We start from the raw sequence: 21,846 nt of genomic DNA on the forward strand, positions 1-21,846 counted from the left end.
TATATAGGTTTACAATTTTAAATTAAATTGTGTCAACCTATTTCAGTACACGACCGTTACTTTTTGTATCATAGCCTGCCCCGATTTTTCGGGGACAAAAAGTAAGAGAATTAATGGAAATCAAATGGGAAAAGCGGTACTCACTAAAAAGCACTTCAAAAAAACCTCTTAAAGATAAACACCCCCTCCATTTCGGTAAAAAACCTCCCGTTCCAATAAAGACGGCTCAGTCCCGAAATTGATCCGTCGACGCCTTCTGACCCCGGGCGGCGGTGTATAAAAACAAACCGAAGTATTACCTCAAACTCTGATGTTCCTTTAAAATAATCAAAAAAAATTCAAAATTTCTTACAATTGTTTATTTGTATTTCAGAAATAAGAAAAAGTTTTACGGGGCAAAAATAGCCATATTTCAGTTTTTTGGCCATAAAAGTGAACTGATACAAATTTTTTTTTTATTGATTCCCAACCTAATTTTAAATAATGGATAAGATAAATCCTTATCAAATCTCGCTTGTTTATTAACAAAAATGTTCAATTCAACTACAAAATTATGAAAAACTTAAGTCTAAAAACCAGCCTGCTGGCAATGCTAACAGCAATCGTGCTTTTCTCCTGTGAAAAGACTGAGGAAACTCCGGCCAACAATGCAAGGATCAATTTTACCGGCAGCTACGGTTCTGCTGCGGGTTTGGCTTCAGGGAGATTATTAAATGCCGTGCAGATTACTTCCTTTGTCGTTAACATTGAAGAGGTAGAACTTGAATTTGACGATAACGATCCGCTTTTCGCCTCAGATGCCTTTGCCTCAGACTTGGAGCTTAACGGTCCCTTTGAAGTACAATTATTCGATGATGGAAGCGGCCTGACCGAGACGCTGGCCAATGTTGCTTTACCTGTGGCTGCTTACGATGAAATAGAATTTAAAATCCGGGAAAGTGAAGACCCCAACTCTGAAATGTTTAACAAATCAGTGGTGATTAAAGGATTAATCGGAGAAATTCCCTTTGTGTTCTGGACAGAAGAAAACGATGAAATTGAAATAGAATTCGAGAATAGTGACAATGTGGTATTAACACCAAGTGAGTTAAGTGTGATACTTGTTGAATTCGATTTATCAAAGCTTTTTGACCCAGAAAATGGCGGAATAGATCTTTCCTCTGCCCTAGATGGCAATGGTGATGGCGTTATTGAGATTTATGAAGGCGGCCCTGATGGAAACACTGATCTTGCTGAGCAGATTTGGGAAAAATTCGAACAGGCAATCGAGGCCTTTGAAGAAAAATATGATGATTGAGAAAAGTAGATATTTTACCTCTGTGTTGGGCAGGTCAGTATATTTTAGACAAAAAAAAGCAAATGGCTGTACTGATTGCACAAATATAAATTAGTTATAAAAACTCGTAACCATGAATAGATTAAACAAAAGCATTCTTCTGACAATGTTGATGTCGGCTTTCCTTTTAGCGGGCTGTCAAGATGATGCACAGGATATTGAAAAATGGATCATAGGAACTTGGAATATAGACAGATACGTCCAAGAGGATTATGTTGATGGAGTCCTGACCGGTGAAAGCGAAAGTATAAATCAGGGACAGGTAGTTTTCAAAAAAGATGGTACAGGAGAAGATCTAGGCGGTAATTTTGAAGGTAGTGGCTTTGATTGGGAAAACACCAACTCAAATCTTTTTCTGACTGCAGGTGGCTCCACTACCGCATTTGCCATCGAGGAATTTTCCACGAGCAAATTCGTATTTAGCATCACTGAAACCAATGACAACTCAGTAGCAGTAGAACGCTGGTTTTTTTCAAAGTAAAATTGATATTTGTATAATTGGGCAGAAAGGTTATTTCTGCCCAATTTTTTTTTAAACCCAAAAGCCACAAGTTGACCAGTCCCCCATGGTTCAGGTCATCTCATGGTTCAAGTCTTCAGACCTACCTACCGTAGGCAGGCTTGGACCACAATGTTGCAGTCTTCAGACTGCCGCAGTTGTCCAAAGACTCTGGCTTCGTGACTTCTGAGTGCGGAGTTTCCAAACTCCGGTCTTCTACGCCGCTGTTCGGGATTTGCAATCCCGAACCCAGATAACCGGGATTTATAATCCCAAACACAAACCTAAAAAAATCCCATATCCCCATGATAAAGACCCCGGGCAGCGGTGCATCAAGGTTGAATTAAACCGAAAGATATTCCCAGCACCTTTACCGGGGCTACCGATATTTAGCCCTCTTCGGGGCTGCTGCAGTTGTCCGAAGACTCTGGCTTCGTGACCTCTGAGTACAGAGTTTCCAAACTCCGGTCTTTCAACTGAATCCAGTTGTCCTATTTGTGGCGAGAATTCTCTCTCCGGAATATGGCTTTCCGTCCATTTCGGTAAAAAACCTCCGGTTCCAATAAAAACAACTCCGTCCCGAAATTTAGAATGACTTCGCCTTCGAACCCCGGGTTGCGGTGCACATAGGTGTAAAGAAACCGAAAGGATTCCCAGCACCTTACCCGGGGCTCCGCCACGGCGGACAAGATAATCATAAATCGCCTCCCGATTCTCGGGGCAAAAAAGTAAGAGAATTGATGGAAATCAATTGGGAAAGACGGCACTCACTGAAAAAAACATCAATTAAAATCTTCTTAAAAAGATCCCCTTTCCATTTCGGTAAAAAACCTCCCATTCCAATAAAGACGGCTCAGTCCCGAAATTGATCCGTCGACGCCTACTGACCCCGGGTTGCGGTGCACATGGGTGTAAAGAAACGAAAGGATTCCCGGCACCTTACCCGGGGCTAATCATATTTCGCCCACTTCGGGGCTGCTGCGTAGGAACCTTCAATTTGAAACCAACCCTCATTTCTCAGGGTAGTGGGCGGGAAGACAATGGACCGGGCCGGCCTTGGCCTTGTGCGCTGATAGGTTTCCATTGTCTTGACTTTTTTGTTACTTTTTTGGTCAAAGCCTGTCCCGATTTTCTCGGGGCAAAAAAGTAAAAGAGGAAATGAAAGAAAAATGGGGTAGACGTTACTCACAAAAAGGAGCATCAATAAATTCTTCTTAAAAAGAACCCCCCTCCATTTCGGTAAAAAACCTCCGTTCCAATAAAGACGCCTCCGTCCCGAAATTGATCCGTCGACGCCTTCTGACCCCGGGTTGCGGTGCACATGGGTGAAAAGAAACCGAAAGGATTCCCAGCACCTTATCCGGGGCTAATCATATTTCGCCCACTTCGGGGCTGCTGCAGTTGTCCGAAGACTCTGGCTTCGTGACCTCTGAGTATGGAGTTTCCAAACTCCGGTCTTCTACCCCGTTGTTCGGGATTTGCATTCCCGAACCCAGATAACAAGGATTTGTAATCCCAAACACAAACCTAAAAAATCCCATATCCCTATGATAAAGACTCCAGGGGGCGGTGCATCAAAGTTGAATTAAACCGAAAGGATTCTCAGCACCTCACCCTGTACTTCCAAGCATATTCAGCCCTCCCGTACTGATAGCCATCGATTCGGAAAAGACACCAATGAGCCTACTGTGCTAAAACCTTCCAACATTAAAATATCCTCCAGGACAGAGACTCCCTCCCCAGATGGGGAGGGCGGGGTGGGGCAAGAAAGCCCATTCTCCCCACCTACCTCCCCCTCAAATCACAGAACAAAAAACCCAAAACAAACCCAGTAGACCTCCAACAGCAATAAAAAACGACTTTTTTCAAAATTTCTTCATAACGAATAAAAAGATGCTAAATATTCAATTATTGCATTTCAAAAATATCAAGCACTTTTTACAAATGATCAATCATCAAACTCATTTTCAATATTTTATAAATAAAAAAACAACCCAAAAACATCAAAAAAAAAGCACACTCAAAAGACGATATTAGTTTCCATCATCATTATTAATTGTCAAAAATTTATCATTTATTCGTTCTCTGATCACCCAAAAACCAGAGTTCCGTTATGTTGTTTTTGACTAGATCTGTATAGGTGATTGAATGGTTTAACTGTACATCTATCTCAATATTTTAAAGTCAAAATAGTTAGCTCGATCTATGCTCATTATCCAACATTTTGCCCATGATTATTTTTCACACAAACTTGACGAAAACTACATTGGCCTTACTTTTAACATCAAAGGCAAATACGAGGGCACCATGGAGCTATTCCCTTCAGACCAGCCCAATATCATTATACAGGAAGGTTTTATCTGTATCAAGAAATTGGACCTTACCGTCGAGGGAAATAACATCACCAGCAGTTTCAGCAAAAACCTCGACATCAAATTCAACGAAATAAAGAAGATATCCTTTGACAAGGGAAATGATTCAGAGGACTTTCAGATCAATGTCCCTCAGGGCAATTATAAAAACCTGACCTTTGGTATAGAACTGATGGATTTTCCGGGAATGCCTGCTGTCATGATCCATGCAGCCTATTTCAGCCAAAAAAGGGAATTGCTCAATTTACAGATCGAACTTTTTGATATCAACCCGAGGTTTGAACAGGCTTTGGATACCAGAAACCAGAACCCTGCCAACGATAATGACAATCCATCATTCATCTTTGAAATCAACGCCTCCAAATGGTTGGAGAAATTGTCCTTCGAAGACCTTGAAAATGCAGCACTCACAGCGGATACCATCCTGATCAACCCCTCCAATAATGTGGCCCTCTACCAAAAAATCGCCGCCCAGATCATGCATGGCCAAAACGTCAAACTCGAACCAAAGTAAATAACCTTGCGGTGTTCTACCCCAACCGGGGTAAACGGACCATTTACCCCAATAAAAGTTTTTTTGGATGTCTTATCCATTTCCATATCGTCCCTGTTTCCGCAGGAAATCCTAAGGGACTTTAGGATTCAAACCTAATCTTTACTACCGGTAAAAATTACCGGGCTATCATTCCTGCCATTTCTAGAGGTTTTATTTCTCTTTCTTCCAGCCATCAAGCAGACCATAAATCCCCCCTCATTCTTCCACACAAGCTTCGTCTCCCCTATCCCCCTGACAACCATCCTTTCCCCTTTCTCACCTCTCCCATCTCCTTTCATCCCTCCTCCTTTCTCCTTCATCCTTCACCCCTCATCCTTCACTCTAAAATCTACCCTCTAAAATCTACAATCACCTCCCTCATCCTCCCTCCTCCATCACTCTAAAATCTACCTTCTAAAATCTACCTTCTCCTCCCTCCCACCTCAACACCAACCCCTCAACTCCCTGCCCCCCCAAACTCTCCTTCCATTTTACCAGGCTCGGTATTGGTTTACCTGTCCTGGCATCCAAGGATGTTCCCAAACTCAGGTAAGATTTGTCAACATTGAATTTGTCCAGCAACTCATCAAAAAGCAGGTCAAGCGCCCGGCTTTCCCTTCCTTTGGCTGTACTCGCGATATATTGGCAATGGACTACCTTATTTTGAAGGAAGAGGACTGTTCCCGCCAACATTTCCGTTTCCCGATAAACAGCAAATAGTTTGATTTCTTCTTGAAAACAGGATTTTAAATAGCGGATTTCTTTCAACTGATGGACAGGCTTATTTTGGAATTTTTCCCAAAGATGAGGTTCCAGGACATTGTTCCAAAAACCTTCAAAATCATCGGTTTCCGCTACCCTTAGGCCTTGGCAAACCGCTTTTTTTCTCCCCCATTTTCTCCCCCTATCCGAGATTTCAAAAGGTAAGGGAGTGGCATGAAAGATTGGTTTGCTGACGATTTCGGGCTTAAATTTTTGGATGCTTGTTTTTAATGCCGAATTGCTTCCCAAACAAAAAAAATCAGGTACAGACCTGACTTCCAAAGATTGAAAGCCAAGCCGCTCAAAGTATTGAAAGGTAGTGTTTAAAATCTGCTCGAGCTGCCCCTCCTCCAAGTCCTTACAGACGATCCAACCTGCGTGCGTCAGTCCCCGGTGGGAAAAAACATGGCCATCTGAATACTCAGCTGGAAATACCGCAACAGGCTTTCCCAGCCAATAAAAAATCAAGGAACATTCCTTAAATCTATTTCCATGGTACGCGATAAAATCCCTTGTATGGATAAAAGTCCCATTGATACTTGACCCCACCACTGCATCCCAATCGGCTTTCAATTCGGGTTGGTACGGTTTTAACAACAATGATTCAGACATCTAAATAGCTTTTTTCTTATTTTATGAGCGACCGCCCCCACCAACCCAAGTATTAACCTCCAACTTAAGCAAAAAACCTTTGAGGTCTGAAAAAAGACCTCAAAGGTTATCACAACCCTCCTGCAAACTGCCCACTGAACACTGCCCACTGCGCCTACCGAACACTGCCTACTGAACACTGCCAACTGAACACTGCCCACTAAAACCTAAGACTCCTCTTTCCTCAACCTAATATACCTACTTTTCCCCCTATACGCTACATACACCAAGAGGCAGAAAAGTATCCCCCCCACAAAATACACAGGAAAAGACATCATATCACCAAAATGCATCCAATACCTTTGCGCGGGAAAAGCGTTTATGACCTCTTTTTGCACCGACATCAGGGACGCTGACATCTCATTCACATTCAGAGGCAACCAAAAAGTTGACAGTAATATATTCAGGCCTCCCACCACATACAAATCCTTATCCAATATCCTGTAGGTTCTCACTGCCTTCAACAACAAAAAGACCAGAAAAGGTATAAACGGCATCAACAACCTGGATTCCGGATTTAATAAGAGGACAAAGAAGATAAGACAAAGCACTGTAAAGCCCATTCCCAACTTGGCCATTTCTTTGATCATCCTTGGGAAAAACACCAGGGAAAGTGGAATAAGGAATCCAAAATATAGCAGATGACCCACCAGGAAATCCAAAGGATACCGAAGCATATCCCCGAAATAAGCTTGGGCCAAACTTTCTATATGGATATTTTGGTTGCTTCCGGACAATAGAAATACAATAAAGACAAAAGCCAATAAGATCGTCATCAGTCTGATGGCTTTCTGTGATTTAAGTTTTTTCCGGAACAGTTGCCAACTTTCCTTCCACTGAATGGTGTTTTTGAACATAAAAACAAATACAAAAGCGACCATTGCCAGCAAGGAAAGCTTGTGCAGTACTATGTCCCAAGTCTCTCCGGTAGCAAAACGTCCCGTGAAGGCACTGACCATGATGAGAAGAAACAACAATACCGCTGAAGCCAACACAGGGAAAAGGGATTTTGGCCTCTCTCCCTCATGCATTTGCATAAAATCACTTGGTAAAAAGATCAGAATCAGACCTGTAAGCAACAAGGTGGGCGAAACAAACCCTCCAATAATGGAAACCAGAAAAAGCTTTTGCCTTTCATGCCTCACAAAATAATTGACCTGTCCTATGCCCAAGATCAAACCCGTGAAATCAGTGGAAAAAGGATTGTACCAGGTTTCTTTCAGGATAGCAAAATTCACAAATAGCAGCACAAAGCCCAAAAAGATCAATGAACTTCTCAGCCGCATTTTTTTGCCAAGGGAAAAATACCAGTAGATCCCGGGAGTCAGCATCAGGAAATGAAAAATCAACATCCCACTCATCAGGCTATCATAATCATGGTCAAAGCCAAACAAGGAAAAAATCATATTCACCATCGCAAAGGGTAGCAATCTTTGAATCTGAATGATATTATAGCTTTCATCTTCAATTTGATCCAAAAAGGAAACGGCTACCTCTCTATAAAACAGCCCATCCCCATAGGCCCCTTCATGGATGGGTACCTTTTCTCCCAATATCTGAAAGATCACTATTGCCAATAGGACAGAAATAAAAATACTTCGTTGCAAATCTGTAAACTTATGAGGTGATTAATATTTGGCTAAATTATCTATTATTTTATATGTATGTATGCAATGATGCCAGTAGATGACAATTTCATTCCAAAATTTGGTTTAAATAGGTTTTTTTGGCTCCGTGGGTGATCCCTCGTCCGTCATTCGTTACTTTAAAAGGCTTTGGGTGCTTCTGTTAATTATAAGTAAATCATTTTTTTTATCAACCATAAACCAATAAACCTGTGATCTCGGTAGGTTCTTCTTCCAGTACCTTGACATCTACATTTCTTTTTACTTTTTCGTAGGTCTTCTGCACCAAAAAATCCAGGTATTCCAGGTCGATGTCCCTTCCGATCAAAATCAGTTTGACCGTCCCGGAATCTATTCCTTGGGCATAATCACCGATGATATAAGCTTTCTGTACATTCCCCAAGCGCCTTACCACCTGTTCCAAAAGCTGATCCAAACCCAAAAATTTCGAAACCATATTTTTGATCTCCGTAAAAAACGGATGCTGATGGTTGGCCCTGTACATGATGGTTTTACCCTCATTGCCTGCAGTCAATAGCCCTGCATCCGTCAATCTGTTCAACTCCACCCTCACTGCGTTGGTAGATTCGTCAAACTCTTTCGCCAAAGCACGCAGGTATGCTGCGTTGTCGTATGAAAAGAATTTCAACAACAACTTAATACGCGTTTTGGATGTAACCAGTGATTCTAGCAAAGTCTATTGGTCTTTTTGTTGTGAATAAAATCTACAATCTACCCTCCTTCCCACTCCGAGTAAAAAAATTACTCATCAATAACAAAATTACTCGGTGAACATCCTTATCCAAATATTTTGAACTGAATTTTAAATCGCCAAATGGACTTACAAACAAGATGTTTTTCAATCCGTTCGGATCAGAAAAAGAAAATTGAAAGACAAACAATTAAAAGTGGATTTTAAATCAGAAGTCCTATTTAATTTAAATTCTCACTTGGCATGAAAAAAACATTTTTATTTATTGTGATTTTGAATTAGTTTTCAAAAAAATGCAATTTTCAAAACTGTTGGAACATTCCCATGTTCTACATTTTGACATTTAAGATTCCTCAAGTACTCCTCGATCAGCATGCATCCTCTACAATCTTTATCACTAAAATCCTCCTTAATTACTGCTTCTCTTGTGTTTTTTACACTAGGAAACAGTTTCGCCCAGGCTTTTTTTGGACAACTATACCAAACAGAACATGTGCATGACGAAAGTTGTGGCACCTATCATTTTGAGAAAATCCTGGAAGAAAAATACGGTATCATCAATACGCCTGAATCATTTGAACCTTGGATGAAGGAAAAGATTGCTGAGGGTAAAAGAAATCAAGCTATTCAGAGAAAGCAGGAAAACCCAAGAGTAATTCCTGTGGTCGTTCATGTCATCCATAATGGTACCCCCATCGGGACCGGCGCCAATATTCCTTTGGAGCAGATAGAGTCCCAAATTCGCGTGTTGAACGAGGACTTCAGGAGATTAAATCCTGACGCATCCAATACCCCTGCTGAATTCCTTCCCGTCGCAGCAGATGCACAAATAGAATTTGTATTGGCTAGACAGGACCCAAGAGGAAGACCTACTGATGGCGTGGTCAGGGTTCAGGGGCCAAGGAATAGCTACAATGTTGAACAAGCAAGCCTTATTTGGCAAACTTCCTTATGGCCGGCAGAAGAATATTTGAATATATGGGTGATGACATTTACTTCCGCCGGACTGCGGGGATTTTCAAGATTGCCCTTTTCAAATCTACCGGGTTCACCCACTCAGGTTCTGCCTGAGGGTTTCAATGGAGTATGGATGAATTATCCTTGGTTTGGTGGAGGCGGAAATGCAGACCCAGAATCAAACGGAAGGACCTTGACACATGAGATTGGTCATTTTCTTGGCTTGCACCACACTTGGGGACCGGGAAATAATGACATTTCAGGTTGTGATATCGATGATTTTGTGGAAGATACCCCTGCTCAATTTGAAGCAAATAACTTTGTTTGCAGATTTGTAGATCCAAAATTTTCATGCGGCAGCAAGGATATGAGTGAGAATTTTATGGATTATACCAGCAACGATTGTTATAATTTATTTACCTTAGGTCAGGTAGAACGGTTCGATGTGGTATTGGCAGAAAGTCCGTTTAGAGCAAGTTTGGTCAATAGCCGTGGAACCATTGCCCCTGCGAGATTTGAAAATGATTTGGCCATTGAACGGTTGATTGAACCTTCGGACTTATTCTGTAATTTGGAATTTAACCCAAAAGTTGAAGTCCTGAATTTCGGTACCAACAGGGTCAGCTCGGCCCGTCTATCTATCAGCAATAATGGAAATATCCTTCAGACCAAGGACTTTGAAATGGATTTGGGAGAATTGGAAGAAGAAATACTGGAATTTGATCCCATCACCCTACCCGCGACCGGAAATAATATTGAGATCAATATCATTTTGGTCAACAGTGTGGCCGATGCAAATCCATTAAACAATACAAGAACATCCTCCCCTGCTTTACAACCTGAAATTTCAATTCCATATGCGCTTAATTTGGATGACATTGGCATCAATTGGCTCATTCAAAATCCTGATGATTCACTGACTTGGGAAAAGACTGAATTGACCTTGGACGGGCAAACCTCAAGGGCCTTGGTGGTGAAGAATTTCAATTATGAAGATATTGGACAAAGGGATTTCTTGATTTCGCCTAGGATAGACCTGACCAATAGTACCAATGCACAACTGACTTTCATGATGGCCCATGCCGCGAGGTCCGATGATGACTCGTCTGACTTTCTGATCGTGGCCGTATCTACGGATTGTGGAAATAATTTTGAAATCATCAATGCCAATTATGCCAAAGATTGGCGGTTTTTGAGTACTTCGGAACTGATTTCAAGTGAATTTATCCCAACCAGCCAAAACCAATTTAGAAGAGAAATACTCGATTTGAGCGCTTATGCCGGGCTTTCTGATGTCAGGGTGGCCATTATCAACCAAAATGACAATGGCAACAACATCTACATCAAAGATTTGGAAATATTGGACCAACAACAATACCGCTACGATGTTACAATCAATGAACTGACTTTACCGTTTCCGATCAGTTCTATTGCCACGACCGAAGAATCGATTAACATTACCAATACAGGAAACTTACCTTTAAGTAATTTGGTCCTGAGAAGACAGACCAACAACGGCGCTGCCCAATTATATGTGTTTTCAGGAGATATCCAAGTAGGCCAATCCGTAGACCTTGTACTCCCCAAATCAACGGGTGAAGGTCCCAACATCCTTAATTTTACAGCTTTATTTCCAAATTGGGATCAAAATGAACCTGAACAGCCAAGACAGATAGTTCGGCATATCATCCATGACCAGGACAGGATTCAATCCCCTTGGCGGGAAAGTTTCATCAATAGGTCACAGGTAGGACCATGGATTAGCCTCAATCCGCAAAGAAATGCACCGGCGTTTACCCTGACTTCAAATCAATCAGGCACATTGGGGGACAATGTCCTAGTTCTTCAAAATACCCTTCCAAACAATTCTTATTGGTTTGGTACTCCGCTTTTGGATCTTTCAAGGAGTTCTCAGGCAAGTATTCTTTTTGACATGGCAGCAGGTCAGATAAGTCCCAATACAGTCTTAAGAATCCTCGGAAGCCAGGACGCAGGCAACACCTATACTGAAATTTGGAGAAAAACAGGTTCCGAAATCTCCACAGTAACAGGACCTACTGTCAATCCAAACAATCCCAGCGAGTTTAGAAGAGAATTTGTTGATTTGTCCCAATTTACGGGAAAAGGAGAGTTAAATGGCAGGATGTCCATTGTCATCGAAAACGGAGAAGAATCCAATAGCCCGATATATTTTGACAACTTTGAGTTTTTCCTCAGGGCTGACCCTCAACCGGTAAGACCTGAAGTTGGAAATGCCGTACTCTTCCCAAATCCTGCCAGGGACCTGTTCAATATTTCGTTCAACCTCAGAAGTTTTGAAAATGTCAACATTCAGATCATCAGTAGCAATGGAACGATGGTCCACAATGTCGACTATCCCAATACCCTGAACCAAACCTATACCTTCAGTTCGAAGAACTTTTCCAAAGGTCTATTCATCATCAAAATCAACAGCAGAAATATCGCAGAAACCAAAAAGCTCTTTATACATTAAAAAGAAAATCTTCCGATCCCACAATCGGGATTGGATTTAAAGACTTGGATTTCTATCTTGTAAGGCGTGAGAAAACGCTAACCCTTACAGATCCATGAAAAAACCCAAGAACATTGCTCAAGGTAATTCCCGTCGGGAGTTTATCAAAAACGCAGCCATTGCCTCGTCCATTTTTATCGTTCCTAGACATGTGCTCGGGGGCGTTGGTTTTACCGCCCCCTCCGACCAATTGAACCTCGCAGCCATAGGTGCAGGAGGAAAAGGTTCAAGCGACATCATGAATGCTTCCGTCAACGGCCGTGAAAGGGTCATTGCACTTTGTGATGTGGATTTTTCAGGTTCAGCAAAAAGATCTGTGGAGAATTTTCCCAAAGCCAAATTATATGCAGATTACCGGGAAATGCTGGATAAAGAAAAAGATATTGATGCCGTGACCATTTCCACACCTGACCATGTCCATGGTCCTGCTGCCGCCATGGCCATGCAAAAGGGCATACATGTCTATGTTCAGAAACCCATGACCCATAACATTCAGGAAGCTAGAATGCTGACCGAAATGGCAAGGAAACAAAAAGTTGTCACCCAAATGGGCAATCAGGGCGGTTCCAATGAATATTTAAACTTGGTCCAAAAATGGGTGGATTCAGGTAAGTTGGGCAAAATATCCAAGGTACAGGTCTGGACCAACCGTCCTGTTTGGCCCCAAGGATTTGCTTTTCCTCAACCCGAACCCAGTAAGAAACCCGATGACCTGCATTGGGACCTTTGGTTAGGCCCGGCTCCGGAAATTCCTTTTACCCCGAATTTACACCCATTCAATTGGAGAGGTTGGTGGGATTATGGTACAGGCGCCCTTGGAGATGTTGGCTGCCATTTGATTGACATTCCTTTCAGGACATTGGGATTGCACTATCCAAAAAGTGCCGAATGTAGCGTAGGAACAGTATTCTCCCGTATGTGGACCCCTGATTATAATCCTGAAGGTTGTCCTGCATCATCTTTCATCACCCTTCACTTTGCAGCAACGGATAAAAGCCAATCTCCCATAGAAATGACATGGAGTGATGGAGGTATCAGACCTTCCCACCCTGATATCATTCCCGCAGATCATGATATAGGCGGAAAAGGCAGTGCCAATGGCGTACTCATTATGGGAGAAAAAGGAATTATCTCAACCAACATCAATGACAGTTCCCCGCTGATGCCAAAACTCTATCTTAATGATGGAACAACAGAATTTGGCCCTGAAACGGAGGAGAACATTGAACCTGAATATGGACACCAAAGAAAATGGGTGGATGCCTGTAAGGCCGGCTTTGGCAGTGCTGAACACAAAGGCTTGACTTCTTCTTTCGATTATGCTGGTCCCATGACAGAAACAGTGTTGATGGGAAACCTGGCGATTCGAAGCTACATGCTCAGAAGAGAAAACAGCAAAGGTCAAATGGAGTTTTACGGTCGGAAAAAATTGCTTTGGGATGGGGACAACATGTTGATCACCAATTTGGAGGAAGCAAATCAGTTTGTGGGAAGAGAACATAGAAAAGGTTTTGAGATGTAGGGTTGGATGACCGATGACCGATGACCGATGTTGAGGAAAGAAGTTGGAAGACGGGAGAAGAGTGAATACGCCTGCCTGCCGGAAGTCAGGGATGAGGGTGTCATGTCTCCCTGCGCCGTCATTCTGAACGAGCTATGAAAAATTCTTAAATTGAAAACAAACCATTCAGCGAAGTGAAGAATCTCCAATGATCAATTTAAATCAGAACTTGACACTTCATTCATAAAACAAAACCCTTGCACCAACCCACACCCAAATCTATCTGGATAGGCCGAAGCTCCGAAGATCTTCAATATTGGCATCAGGCAGTTCGATGCCTGGAGGAATTAAAATTGCCAATAGAATCCAAGGGGAGAAAGGTCGCGATGCTTGGTTATGCCGGAGATGAGGGTGTTTCCAGAAATCAAGGAAGACGAGGCGCTGCAAACGGTCCAATTGCCATTCGGAAAATGATGGCTCCTATGGCCTTTCACCTCCCCAATGAACCCCAAATTTTTGATCTGGGTGATATTGTCACTTTGGATAATAATATGGAGGAAAGCCATGACCTCATCACCGAAACGGTTTCAGAACTTTTGGCCGATAAGGTTTTTCCGGTTTTGCTGGGCGGTGGACATGACCTGGCATTTGCCCATGGGCGTGGAATATTAAATCATGTGAAAACCAAAGGTGAGAAACTCGGAATCATCAATTTGGATGCCCATTTTGACCTGAGGGCTTTGGTAAATGGCCAAGGACATTCAGGTTCTCCCTTCTTTCAATTGGCCAAAGCCTACCCATCTGATTTTCATTACCTCTGCCTTGGAGTTCAAAGTGCTGCAAACCCCTCCTCCCTGTTCAATACCGCCAAACAATTAAAGGTGAATTGGATGGAGATGGAAGATTTCACGCTTTCCAACTGGGAAAATATCGTGCTGGTTTTAAATGATTTTTGCAATAGCGTCAATAAAATTTACCTGAGCATTGACTTGGATGGGTTTTCATCAGCCTATGCACCCGGGGTCAGTGCACCTTCCCCGATGGGTTTTTCTCCTGAACTTGCCTTTAAAGTTTTCGAATGGATCGCAGGCTCCGGCAAATTGATCAGCGTGGATGTGGTAGAACTGAATCCTGAATATGACCAAGACAATACCACTGCCAGACTAGCAGCAAGGTGTGTGGAGTTTGTGTTGAGAAAGCTTTTGTAATTCTTGATATCAATCAATTGTTTATTGAACACAGATGACGCTGATTTTGCAGATTTACGCAGATAAAAAAAATCAGTGAAAATCAGTCAAATCAGCGTCATCAGCGTTCCAACACACACCTACTTCAATCTCAGAATCTGTATTATAAGCCTACACCTTTTTTTAAAGCAGCGCTATCGGAAACTCTCTAAAAGGATCCAAAAATGCATCAATGGGACTCAATTCTGTGATGAGAATATCAATGGCATTCAAATCGCATGTCTGATATCTTTGGACAGAATGCAACTTATCAGAAACAGAAAGTATGACCGTTTTTTTGGCAGATTCAATCATCGCTTTTTTTACCTGTACTACCTCCCAATCAAACTCCGTCAATCCATGTTTGGGATCAAGATAACCTGTTCCCAAAAACAACATATCAACCCGGATCTGGGAAAGTGAATTGACCACCGTACCCCCGATGGCGAACTTGGCTTCATGAAGTAGTTTTCCACCCAGGAAAATCACCTCTACATTTGGAAACTCCATCAACTCCAACGCAATATGAAGACTGGGCGTAAACACCGTCAGTTCAATCTTTCTTGGAAAAACTTTGACCAATTCAAGGTTTGTGGTCCCCCCGCTCATCAAAATAATCTGGCCTGACTTCAAAAGTGAAGCTGCTTTTTCAGCTATAATGATTTTTTTCGATTGCAAATAAACATTTCCGTCATTTTTGGAGAAAGTCATAAAACCAAAGGATGTCGCTCCCCCATGTACTTTCTTGAGCTTCTTTTCCTTATGCAGTTCTTTCACATCCCTTCTGACAGTATCAATGGAAACGTTCAATGCTTCTGATAAGTCATTGAGTAAGACCCGATGGTGAAGATGCACCTGATCCAGGATATATTTTTGACGTTCTTCTTTGAGCATATTGGTATTGGGCTTCTGTTTTTTGCAAGGATTAAATCATTAATAAGAAGAAAAAAAACTAAAACAGCAAATAATTGCAATTCGAAATTGAAGGTTGCTCTGATAAATTCATGTATTTTAGCGATATATTCAGAATTGATTGCCAAACCTCCCAAATACCCTCACGAATGAGAACATTAAGAAATCTCTATTTGCTCTTTGCTTTTGTTTCTTTGATCTTTTCATGCAATGCCCCAACTTTTAGAATCTTCGAAAAACCCATAGTTTTCGATGAAGAAAGAGAAAAACTTTCCCTGGAATACCTCAAAGTCAGGCATGGGCTAGACAAGGAAACGGCGACGATCGAACCGACCATGGTGGTGGTTCATTGGACAGCTGTACCTACTTTGGAGGCCACGTTCAATGTTTTCAATCCTGTTCAATTGGGTGGAAGGCCTGAATTGACCACTGCCAGTAACTTAAATGTTTCCGCCCATTTTCTTGTGGATAGAGATGGGACGATTTTCAGGCTTTTGCCGGACACCACTTTTGGAAGGCATACCATTGGATTAAACTATACGGCTATTGGTATTGAAAATATCGGAGGACCCGAGGATCCACTGACAAAAGCTCAATTGAAGGCAAATGCAGACCTCATCAGATACCTACATAAAAAGCATAAACTGACCTATATGATCGGACATCATGAATACTATGATTTTCAGGGCACTGAAATCTGGAAAGAAACAGACCCCAATTACCTGACCCAAAAACAGGACCCCGGACCAAAATTCATGAAACAGCTGAGAAAAAAACTCAGTGACCTGAACTTAAAAAGCAAACCCTAAGCCAAAAAATGAAACCAAATTACCTGATTCAAATTTCAAGAACATTTATTTATCTACTTTGCTTTACATTGTTTTTACAATCCTGCAAAACAGTTACCACAACTACTGATCAGAGAGAACGGGGAACTATCCGCGGAACGGGACCGCAGGGCAATGAAACCACCTACCCATCAAAAACCGTGACAATGCCCGATCAACCTGAATTTTATAAGACTTTAGAGTTGGAATTGACCCCAAGTCCTAGGGAGTTCAGAGGGGTATGGATTGCAACAGTGGCCAATATTGACTGGCCTAGCAGTCCTACCGACCCCTTCAACAAGCAAAAGGAAGATTTTATCAAATTGTTGGATTATTATAAATCACTCAATTTCAATGCAGTCATCGTTCAGATCAGGACTTCAGGAGATGCATTTTATCCCTCCAACTTTGCGCCATGGTCACGATATCTGACAGGAAAGGAAGGCCAAAAACCCAATACAACAGAAGATCCGCTTTCTTGGATGATATTGGAAGCACATCGAAGAGGGTTGGAATTCCACGCATGGCTGAACCCCTACCGAGCTACCATGAATCTTGACACCAAACTCCTCAGTCCTGAGCATGATTTTTTCAAACATAAAAATTGGATGGTCAAGTACGATACCAAGTATTATTATAACCCCGGACTTCCTGAGGTAAGAGCACATTTGGTCAATATCATCAGGGAAGTAGTGCAGCATTATAATGTGGACGCCATACACTTTGATGATTATTTCTATCCCTACAAAGTGGATAAAGTTGTTTTTGATGATGGGGCAACCTTTAAAAAATATGGCCGGCAAGGTCAAAAACTCGATGATTGGAGAAGGGAAAATGTCAGCCTTTTGGTCAAAGAAGTCCAAGAGACCATCAAATCTGAAAAACCATGGGTACAATTTGGTATCAGTCCATTTGGGGTTTGGAGAAATAAGGAAATAGATCCCAATGGATCAAATACCCAAGCGGGACAGACCAATTTCGATGACCTCTATGCAGATGTGCTGACTTGGATGAAAAACAGTTGGATTGATTACCTGATCCCCCAATTGTATTGGAGCATGGATTATGACCTGGCCTCTCACCGTGAATTGATCAGTTGGTGGTCCAAAAACAGCAATGATACCAAGATTTATATCGGAAACGGCCCCTATAAAATCCGGAACAATGCTGATAAGGCTTGGGACAATCCCATGGAAGTCCCCAATCAGATCGGTTTGTCAAAAATCACCCCAAATATCTCTGGAAATGCGTATTTCAGTGCCAAGTCCATGTATCTTCAAAATAGAGATGTGGCAGATCTTCTGTACAAAAACCATTACCAACAAGCTGTCTTGACTCCCGATATATTTGAAACCTATCCAAATTCAAAAGAGCCTCAAACACCGATTTTGATTCCCCATGGGAATGGGTTTGCCTTCCAATTCCCACAAGTCTTGGATCCTGATTATAGGTTTGCAGTCATACATGTCTCCCCTACCATTCAGGACCTCCAAAAAAGAAATGAAAATACCATCACCCAAAAAATATACCTGGACGACAGCAACAGGATGCTACTCCCGGTACTGACCCCGAACAATCCAAAATATGTAGCATTGAGCTTTCTGGACAGATTTGGCAAAGAAAGCAAACCGATGGTTTTTGAAATCCAAAGAACCCTTCAATTGCAATAAAATGAAAGATATGCTTGTCCGGCTAATGGATCTTCCGGATATCTCAGAAAAAGAACAACAGTTGGCGAAAGAAAACATAGTTTTCAGAAGACCCATTCCACCTGAAAAATCCTATATCTGCGATTGGGTGATGGAGCATTTTGGACAATATTGGAAAAACGAAACAGAAGCTGCATTTTCCCACCTTCCTGTCAATTGCTACATTGCCCAAAAGGATAATGAGATCCTCGGCTTTGCCTGCTTTGAATCCACCGCGAAGAACTTCTTCGGACCAACCGGGACATTGGAAAGTATGAGAGGAAAAGGCATAGGGAAAGTATTATTGGTCAAAAGTCTTCTCGCTTTAAAAGAAATGGGCTATGCTTACGCCATTATCGGTGGAATCGGCCCTGCGGATTTCTATAAAAATACAGTAAATGCAATCCTCATCGAAGGCTCAGAAATCAGTATCTACCAAAACCTGATCAGAAAGAAAGCATGAGAAAGTCAATCCCGAACAACCCCTGGTATTGGGTTCCCCCATTGTACCTGACCGAAGGAATCCCATATGTATTGATAATAACGGTATCCGTCATCATGTACAAAAACCTTGGGGTTGAGAATTCGGATATTGGACTCTATACGAGCTTTCTGTATTTGCCCTGGGTCATCAAACCTTTTTGGAGTCCGCTTGTGGATCTTTATGGCACCAAGAGGAAATGGTTCCTAGCCATGCAATTGGTACTTTCTCTTGCCTTTTTGGGTGTGGGTCTTTCACTTCCCACCAATCAGTTTTTTGTCATCAGTCTTGCCTTTTTTTGGTTGGCTTCCTTTGCCTCAGCTACCAATGATATCGCCTCAGATGGTTTTTATCTTTTGGCATTGAAAGAAGAGCAACAGTCTTTTTTTATTGGTTTGCGCAGCACGTTTTATAGAGTGGCCATGGTCACAGGGCAAGGGCTATTTGTCATTTTTGCAGGGTATCTGGAAGTGAAATATGGAGACAATACAAAAGCCTGGTCTCTCACCATGGTGATGATTGCTGCATTGATCTTGGTCCTCACCTTGGTAAACTTTCTGGTCACCCCGAATGTGGAAAAAGCAAAAGATTACGTCAAAGAAGAAAGCCTGACTTTCTGGAAAGTATTTGAAAGCTTTTTCAGGAAAAAAGAAATCTGGACCGCTTTGGCCTTTATCTTGTTTTACCGTCTTGGAGAGTCTCAATTGGTTAAAATGGCCTCACCATTCTTGCTGGACAGCAGAGAAGTCGGAGGTTTGGCATTGAGCACCTCAGATGTGGGATTGATTTATGGGACTTTCGGGATTATCGCCCTTTCCTTGGGAGGAATCATTGGCGGAATAGTGATTTCCAAAGACGGATTGGGGAAATGGATGCTGCCCATGATTTTGGCACTCAATGTTCCCAATTTCTTTTATTATGTATTGGCTTATTTCCAACCTGAATCTGCTTTCTATGCAGGGGCAGTTGTGGTGATTGAGCAATTGGGGTATGGCTTTGGATTTGCGGCTTTTATGATGTACCTGATCTATGTTTCAGAAGGCCCTTCCAAAACTTCCCATTATGCCATTGCCACCGGTTTTATGGCTTTGGGAATGATGCTTCCCGGAATGGCCTCAGGTTTTATCCAAGAAGCACTCGGCTACCCCGGATTTTTTGTCTGGATCGTCATCGCCGCCTTCCCCGGAATACTCATGGTCCGATATGTGAAGTTTCCATATGAGTATGGGAAGAAGAAGGGATGAAGGATTGTACCAAGTACAAAGTACCATGTACGAAGCTTAGCTGCGGGGGAGTTCAGTATTCAGTTGGCAGTCTCAGTTTGCTTTGACACCCCCCCATACTGCCTACTGCGACTGCCTACTGAAAACTGGACTAACTACCTAAACTCATAATCCACCCCAGAAACCTGACTCAATAAAGTCGCCGGTGCATCCAAGGCTTTGGCATGTCCTCTTGGTGTGGGGGTGACAGGTGAGTTTTCTGCCAAATAACCTAACACCGCTTGGTGAAGTGTATACGGCGTATTGACAACATTTTTCACATTGTTCATTCTACATACCACGTCCATAGGGTCACCATCTCTTTCACAGGCAGAAATGGAATAGGTTCTGTTCAGGTCCAAAGGATCACCTTTGACCGTGAATGATTGAATTCTTTCACCTTCTTCACCAAATGCATTGAAAGTGATTTCCATTCCTTTGAATTTGGTCACCCAACCGCCAAATCTTTTTCCGGCATCTTCGGCAAATACATTGTTCAGCTCATTTTCCATCCAATCATGGAGCTGTTTTCCAGTAACTTCACCGGTCCGTATCACACTGTTTACAGGCAGCATATCATAAACAAAACCCCTTGTAATTGGAATATTACCCGTTTCATCAGGTGTCGCATTTGGCGGACAAAATCTAAATCCATTGGAAAGAGAAATATCCACTTCAGGCAATTGCCATTGGACAGCATCCACCACCATGGTATCGATTGGGTTTTCAATCACAAAATAACGGTAAAGTGGTATGGTGCTGTAACCCACAACAGTATTGATTTCTTCCTTATATGGTGCTTCTACCTGATCAATTATTTTCGTGATTTTTGGGGATGGCGTAACCTTATCTGCGTCTATTTCCATAAATTCATAGGTATCACCCACAACTTTCCCGTCATTGATCTGCAATTGAAGCTTGCCCAAGAAAGATCCGAATGCACCCGGCTGCACCACCTTGGCATATTTACCCTGAATGGGTTTTCGGACTCTTTCGTGCGTATCAGCACCCAATATATAATCCACACCTTCGCAGGCAGGGTTATTGGAAAGCGCTATTTCTTGGGAAAGACCTATATGAGACATGATGGCCACAAAAGCACAGTTTTCCTGATTTTTCAATACATCCACATAGTGGGCAAGATTCATTTCCGGCTTGGTGAAAATAATCCCTTCACTATATCCCGGAGACTGTCTTCTGGGAACCAAATGATCATTATAACCTATAAAGCCAAACTTAACGCCGTTTACTTGCCAAATGTAATAAGGAGGAAAAATCAGTTCGCCTCTTTCACCGTTTCCCAGGTCATGGTACATATTGGCACAAACTTTTCCTGCATGAAGTGCCCCCATCAATTGCTGCATGGGCCGCTTATTATAAACCACTTCCCAATTACCCGGAGAATACAAATCATAGGACATAGCATTCAGGATGGGAACGATAGCTTTTCCTTCTGTTTTTACAGAAAGCATAGACCCCTGAAACATATCCCCTGTATCTATCAAAAATGAATGTTCAGATTTTGCCCTTTCCTGTTGAATAAAGGTATGTATATTGGCATAACCACCTGTTTTCCTAAAGGCAATTTGACCGTCCTCCCAAAACAATTCATCATGTGGATGGATCTGACAGTGCACGTCTGTAGTTTGGAAAATGGTAACTTTAAATTCAGATGGCGTATCTTGTTCTCCTGTCATGGTTGACTGTTTATCCGGTGATTCGCATGAGGTTACTAAAGAACCTGCTCCGATTAAGCCTGAACTCGCTCCCAGGGCACCAAGTTTTTTAAGAAATTCTCTTTTGGAATTTTTCATTTATGGTTTGTTATTTGAATTTGATTGATTTGAGTTTGTATTCTGATTCCAATCAACCGATTTTATAGAAATAATAAAGGCTTTTTGTATAGATCGGATTTACCCAATGTAATTGATAGAATCAAAAGTGAGGGATTATGAGCAATTATTCTG

General features: G+C 42.1%; 17 protein-coding genes. 10 read left to right on the top strand and 7 right to left on the bottom strand.

Annotation, left to right across the window (positions count from 1 at the left end; translation table 11 throughout):
• The first annotated feature begins 553 nt into the window (after positions 1 to 553).
• Positions 554 to 1,297, top strand: coding sequence for a DUF4382 domain-containing protein (locus tag HMJ38_RS22395; RefSeq protein WP_194976681.1), 744 nt, complete (start codon positions 554 to 556; stop codon positions 1,295 to 1,297).
• A gap of 112 nt (positions 1,298 to 1,409) precedes the next feature.
• Positions 1,410 to 1,817, top strand: a complete 408-nt coding sequence (locus HMJ38_RS22400) for a hypothetical protein (protein WP_194976682.1) — start codon at positions 1,410 to 1,412, stop codon at positions 1,815 to 1,817.
• 967 nt (positions 1,818 to 2,784) lie between these two features.
• Here the strand turns inward: HMJ38_RS22400 and HMJ38_RS25575 are convergent.
• Positions 2,785 to 2,919, bottom strand: a complete 135-nt coding sequence (locus HMJ38_RS25575; protein WP_262892909.1) for a hypothetical protein — start codon at positions 2,917 to 2,919, stop codon at positions 2,785 to 2,787.
• A gap of 1,121 nt (positions 2,920 to 4,040) precedes the next feature.
• Here HMJ38_RS25575 and HMJ38_RS22405 point away from each other — a divergent pair.
• The gene (locus HMJ38_RS22405; protein WP_194976683.1) at positions 4,041 to 4,721 is read left to right on the top strand and encodes a hypothetical protein; all 681 of its coding nucleotides are present in this window, start codon (positions 4,041 to 4,043) and stop codon (positions 4,719 to 4,721) included.
• 134 nt (positions 4,722 to 4,855) lie between these two features.
• Here the strand turns inward: HMJ38_RS22405 and HMJ38_RS22410 are convergent, their stop codons facing one another.
• The 4 genes from HMJ38_RS22410 to HMJ38_RS22425 form a co-directional block, all read right to left on the bottom strand.
• On the bottom strand, positions 4,856 to 5,062 hold the full coding sequence (locus HMJ38_RS22410; RefSeq protein WP_194976684.1) for a hypothetical protein: 207 nt from the start codon (positions 5,060 to 5,062) through the stop codon (positions 4,856 to 4,858).
• 94 nt (positions 5,063 to 5,156) lie between these two features.
• On the bottom strand, positions 5,157 to 6,116 hold the full coding sequence (locus HMJ38_RS22415; protein ID WP_194976685.1) for a hypothetical protein: 960 nt from the start codon (positions 6,114 to 6,116) through the stop codon (positions 5,157 to 5,159).
• A 206-nt stretch (positions 6,117 to 6,322) separates the two neighbouring features.
• The gene (locus HMJ38_RS22420; protein WP_228780216.1) at positions 6,323 to 7,762 is read right to left on the bottom strand and encodes a hypothetical protein; all 1,440 of its coding nucleotides are present in this window, start codon (positions 7,760 to 7,762) and stop codon (positions 6,323 to 6,325) included.
• Positions 7,763 to 7,970: 208 nt separating this feature from the next.
• A complete protein-coding gene (locus HMJ38_RS22425) occupies positions 7,971 to 8,474 on the bottom strand; it encodes a winged helix-turn-helix domain-containing protein (protein WP_194976687.1) in 504 nt (167 codons plus the stop codon).
• A gap of 391 nt (positions 8,475 to 8,865) precedes the next feature.
• On the opposite strand from HMJ38_RS22425, the gene HMJ38_RS22430 reads away from it, so the two are divergent.
• The 3 genes from HMJ38_RS22430 to hutG all read left to right on the top strand — a co-directional run bounded on the left by HMJ38_RS22430 (position 8,866) and on the right by hutG (position 14,691).
• Entirely contained in the window at positions 8,866 to 11,943 is a 3,078-nt protein-coding gene (locus tag HMJ38_RS22430; protein ID WP_194976688.1) for a zinc-dependent metalloprotease, read from the top strand.
• 94 nt (positions 11,944 to 12,037) lie between these two features.
• Positions 12,038 to 13,504: a Gfo/Idh/MocA family protein gene (locus tag HMJ38_RS22435; RefSeq protein ID WP_194976689.1), complete on the top strand. Its 1,467-nt coding sequence runs from the start codon at positions 12,038 to 12,040 to the stop codon at positions 13,502 to 13,504.
• Positions 13,505 to 13,740: 236 nt separating this feature from the next.
• On the top strand, positions 13,741 to 14,691 hold the full coding sequence (gene hutG, locus HMJ38_RS22440; protein WP_194976690.1) for a formimidoylglutamase: 951 nt from the start codon (positions 13,741 to 13,743) through the stop codon (positions 14,689 to 14,691).
• A 162-nt stretch (positions 14,692 to 14,853) separates the two neighbouring features.
• On the opposite strand, the gene HMJ38_RS22445 is transcribed toward hutG, so the two are convergent.
• The gene (locus HMJ38_RS22445; RefSeq protein ID WP_194976691.1) at positions 14,854 to 15,603 is read right to left on the bottom strand and encodes a DeoR/GlpR family DNA-binding transcription regulator; all 750 of its coding nucleotides are present in this window, start codon (positions 15,601 to 15,603) and stop codon (positions 14,854 to 14,856) included.
• Between the two features lie 167 nt (positions 15,604 to 15,770).
• On the opposite strand from HMJ38_RS22445, the gene HMJ38_RS22450 reads away from it, so the two are divergent.
• From HMJ38_RS22450 to HMJ38_RS22465, 4 genes are read left to right on the top strand one after another with little or no spacing between them, the layout of a single operon-like run.
• Positions 15,771 to 16,430, top strand: a complete 660-nt coding sequence (locus HMJ38_RS22450) for an N-acetylmuramoyl-L-alanine amidase (protein WP_194976692.1) — start codon at positions 15,771 to 15,773, stop codon at positions 16,428 to 16,430.
• 8 nt (positions 16,431 to 16,438) lie between these two features.
• The gene (locus HMJ38_RS22455) at positions 16,439 to 18,118 is read left to right on the top strand and encodes a glycoside hydrolase family 10 protein (protein WP_194976693.1); all 1,680 of its coding nucleotides are present in this window, start codon (positions 16,439 to 16,441) and stop codon (positions 18,116 to 18,118) included.
• A gap of 1 nt (position 18,119) precedes the next feature.
• Positions 18,120 to 18,599: a GNAT family N-acetyltransferase gene (locus HMJ38_RS22460; RefSeq protein WP_194976694.1), complete on the top strand. Its 480-nt coding sequence runs from the start codon at positions 18,120 to 18,122 to the stop codon at positions 18,597 to 18,599.
• Positions 18,596 to 19,861 (top strand): MFS transporter, encoded by a 1,266-nt coding sequence (locus HMJ38_RS22465; RefSeq protein WP_194976695.1) that lies wholly within the window; start codon positions 18,596 to 18,598, stop codon positions 19,859 to 19,861. Before HMJ38_RS22460 ends, HMJ38_RS22465 begins: the two co-directional genes overlap by 4 nt.
• Positions 19,862 to 19,995: 134 nt before the next feature.
• On the opposite strand, the gene HMJ38_RS22470 is transcribed toward HMJ38_RS22465, so the two are convergent.
• Positions 19,996 to 21,693, bottom strand: a complete 1,698-nt coding sequence (locus tag HMJ38_RS22470) for a bifunctional metallophosphatase/5'-nucleotidase (RefSeq protein WP_194976696.1) — start codon at positions 21,691 to 21,693, stop codon at positions 19,996 to 19,998.
• Positions 21,694 to 21,846: the final 153 nt, after the last annotated feature.

Source organism: Aquiflexum lacus (assembly GCF_015476655.1).
Taxonomy (GTDB): domain Bacteria; phylum Bacteroidota; class Bacteroidia; order Cytophagales; family Cyclobacteriaceae; genus Aquiflexum; species Aquiflexum lacus.

Coding starts and splice junctions, on each gene's coding strand:
- HMJ38_RS22400 (WP_194976682.1), top strand. CDS start 1,410: ATGAATAGATTAAACAAAAGCATTCTTCTGACAATGTTGATGTCGGCT.
- HMJ38_RS22455 (WP_194976693.1), top strand. CDS start 16,439: ATGAAACCAAATTACCTGATTCAAATTTCAAGAACATTTATTTATCTA.
- HMJ38_RS22405 (WP_194976683.1), top strand. CDS start 4,041: ATGCTCATTATCCAACATTTTGCCCATGATTATTTTTCACACAAACTT.
- HMJ38_RS22460 (WP_194976694.1), top strand. CDS start 18,120: ATGAAAGATATGCTTGTCCGGCTAATGGATCTTCCGGATATCTCAGAA.
- HMJ38_RS22415 (WP_194976685.1), bottom strand. CDS start 6,116: ATGTCTGAATCATTGTTGTTAAAACCGTACCAACCCGAATTGAAAGCC.
- HMJ38_RS22435 (WP_194976689.1), top strand. CDS start 12,038: ATGAAAAAACCCAAGAACATTGCTCAAGGTAATTCCCGTCGGGAGTTT.
- HMJ38_RS22395 (WP_194976681.1), top strand. CDS start 554: ATGAAAAACTTAAGTCTAAAAACCAGCCTGCTGGCAATGCTAACAGCA.
- HMJ38_RS22450 (WP_194976692.1), top strand. CDS start 15,771: ATGAGAACATTAAGAAATCTCTATTTGCTCTTTGCTTTTGTTTCTTTG.
- HMJ38_RS22465 (WP_194976695.1), top strand. CDS start 18,596: ATGAGAAAGTCAATCCCGAACAACCCCTGGTATTGGGTTCCCCCATTG.
- HMJ38_RS25575 (WP_262892909.1), bottom strand. CDS start 2,919: ATGGAAACCTATCAGCGCACAAGGCCAAGGCCGGCCCGGTCCATTGTC.
- HMJ38_RS22410 (WP_194976684.1), bottom strand. CDS start 5,062: ATGAAGGAGAAAGGAGGAGGGATGAAAGGAGATGGGAGAGGTGAGAAA.
- HMJ38_RS22445 (WP_194976691.1), bottom strand. CDS start 15,603: ATGCTCAAAGAAGAACGTCAAAAATATATCCTGGATCAGGTGCATCTT.
- HMJ38_RS22470 (WP_194976696.1), bottom strand. CDS start 21,693: ATGAAAAATTCCAAAAGAGAATTTCTTAAAAAACTTGGTGCCCTGGGA.
- HMJ38_RS22430 (WP_194976688.1), top strand. CDS start 8,866: ATGCATCCTCTACAATCTTTATCACTAAAATCCTCCTTAATTACTGCT.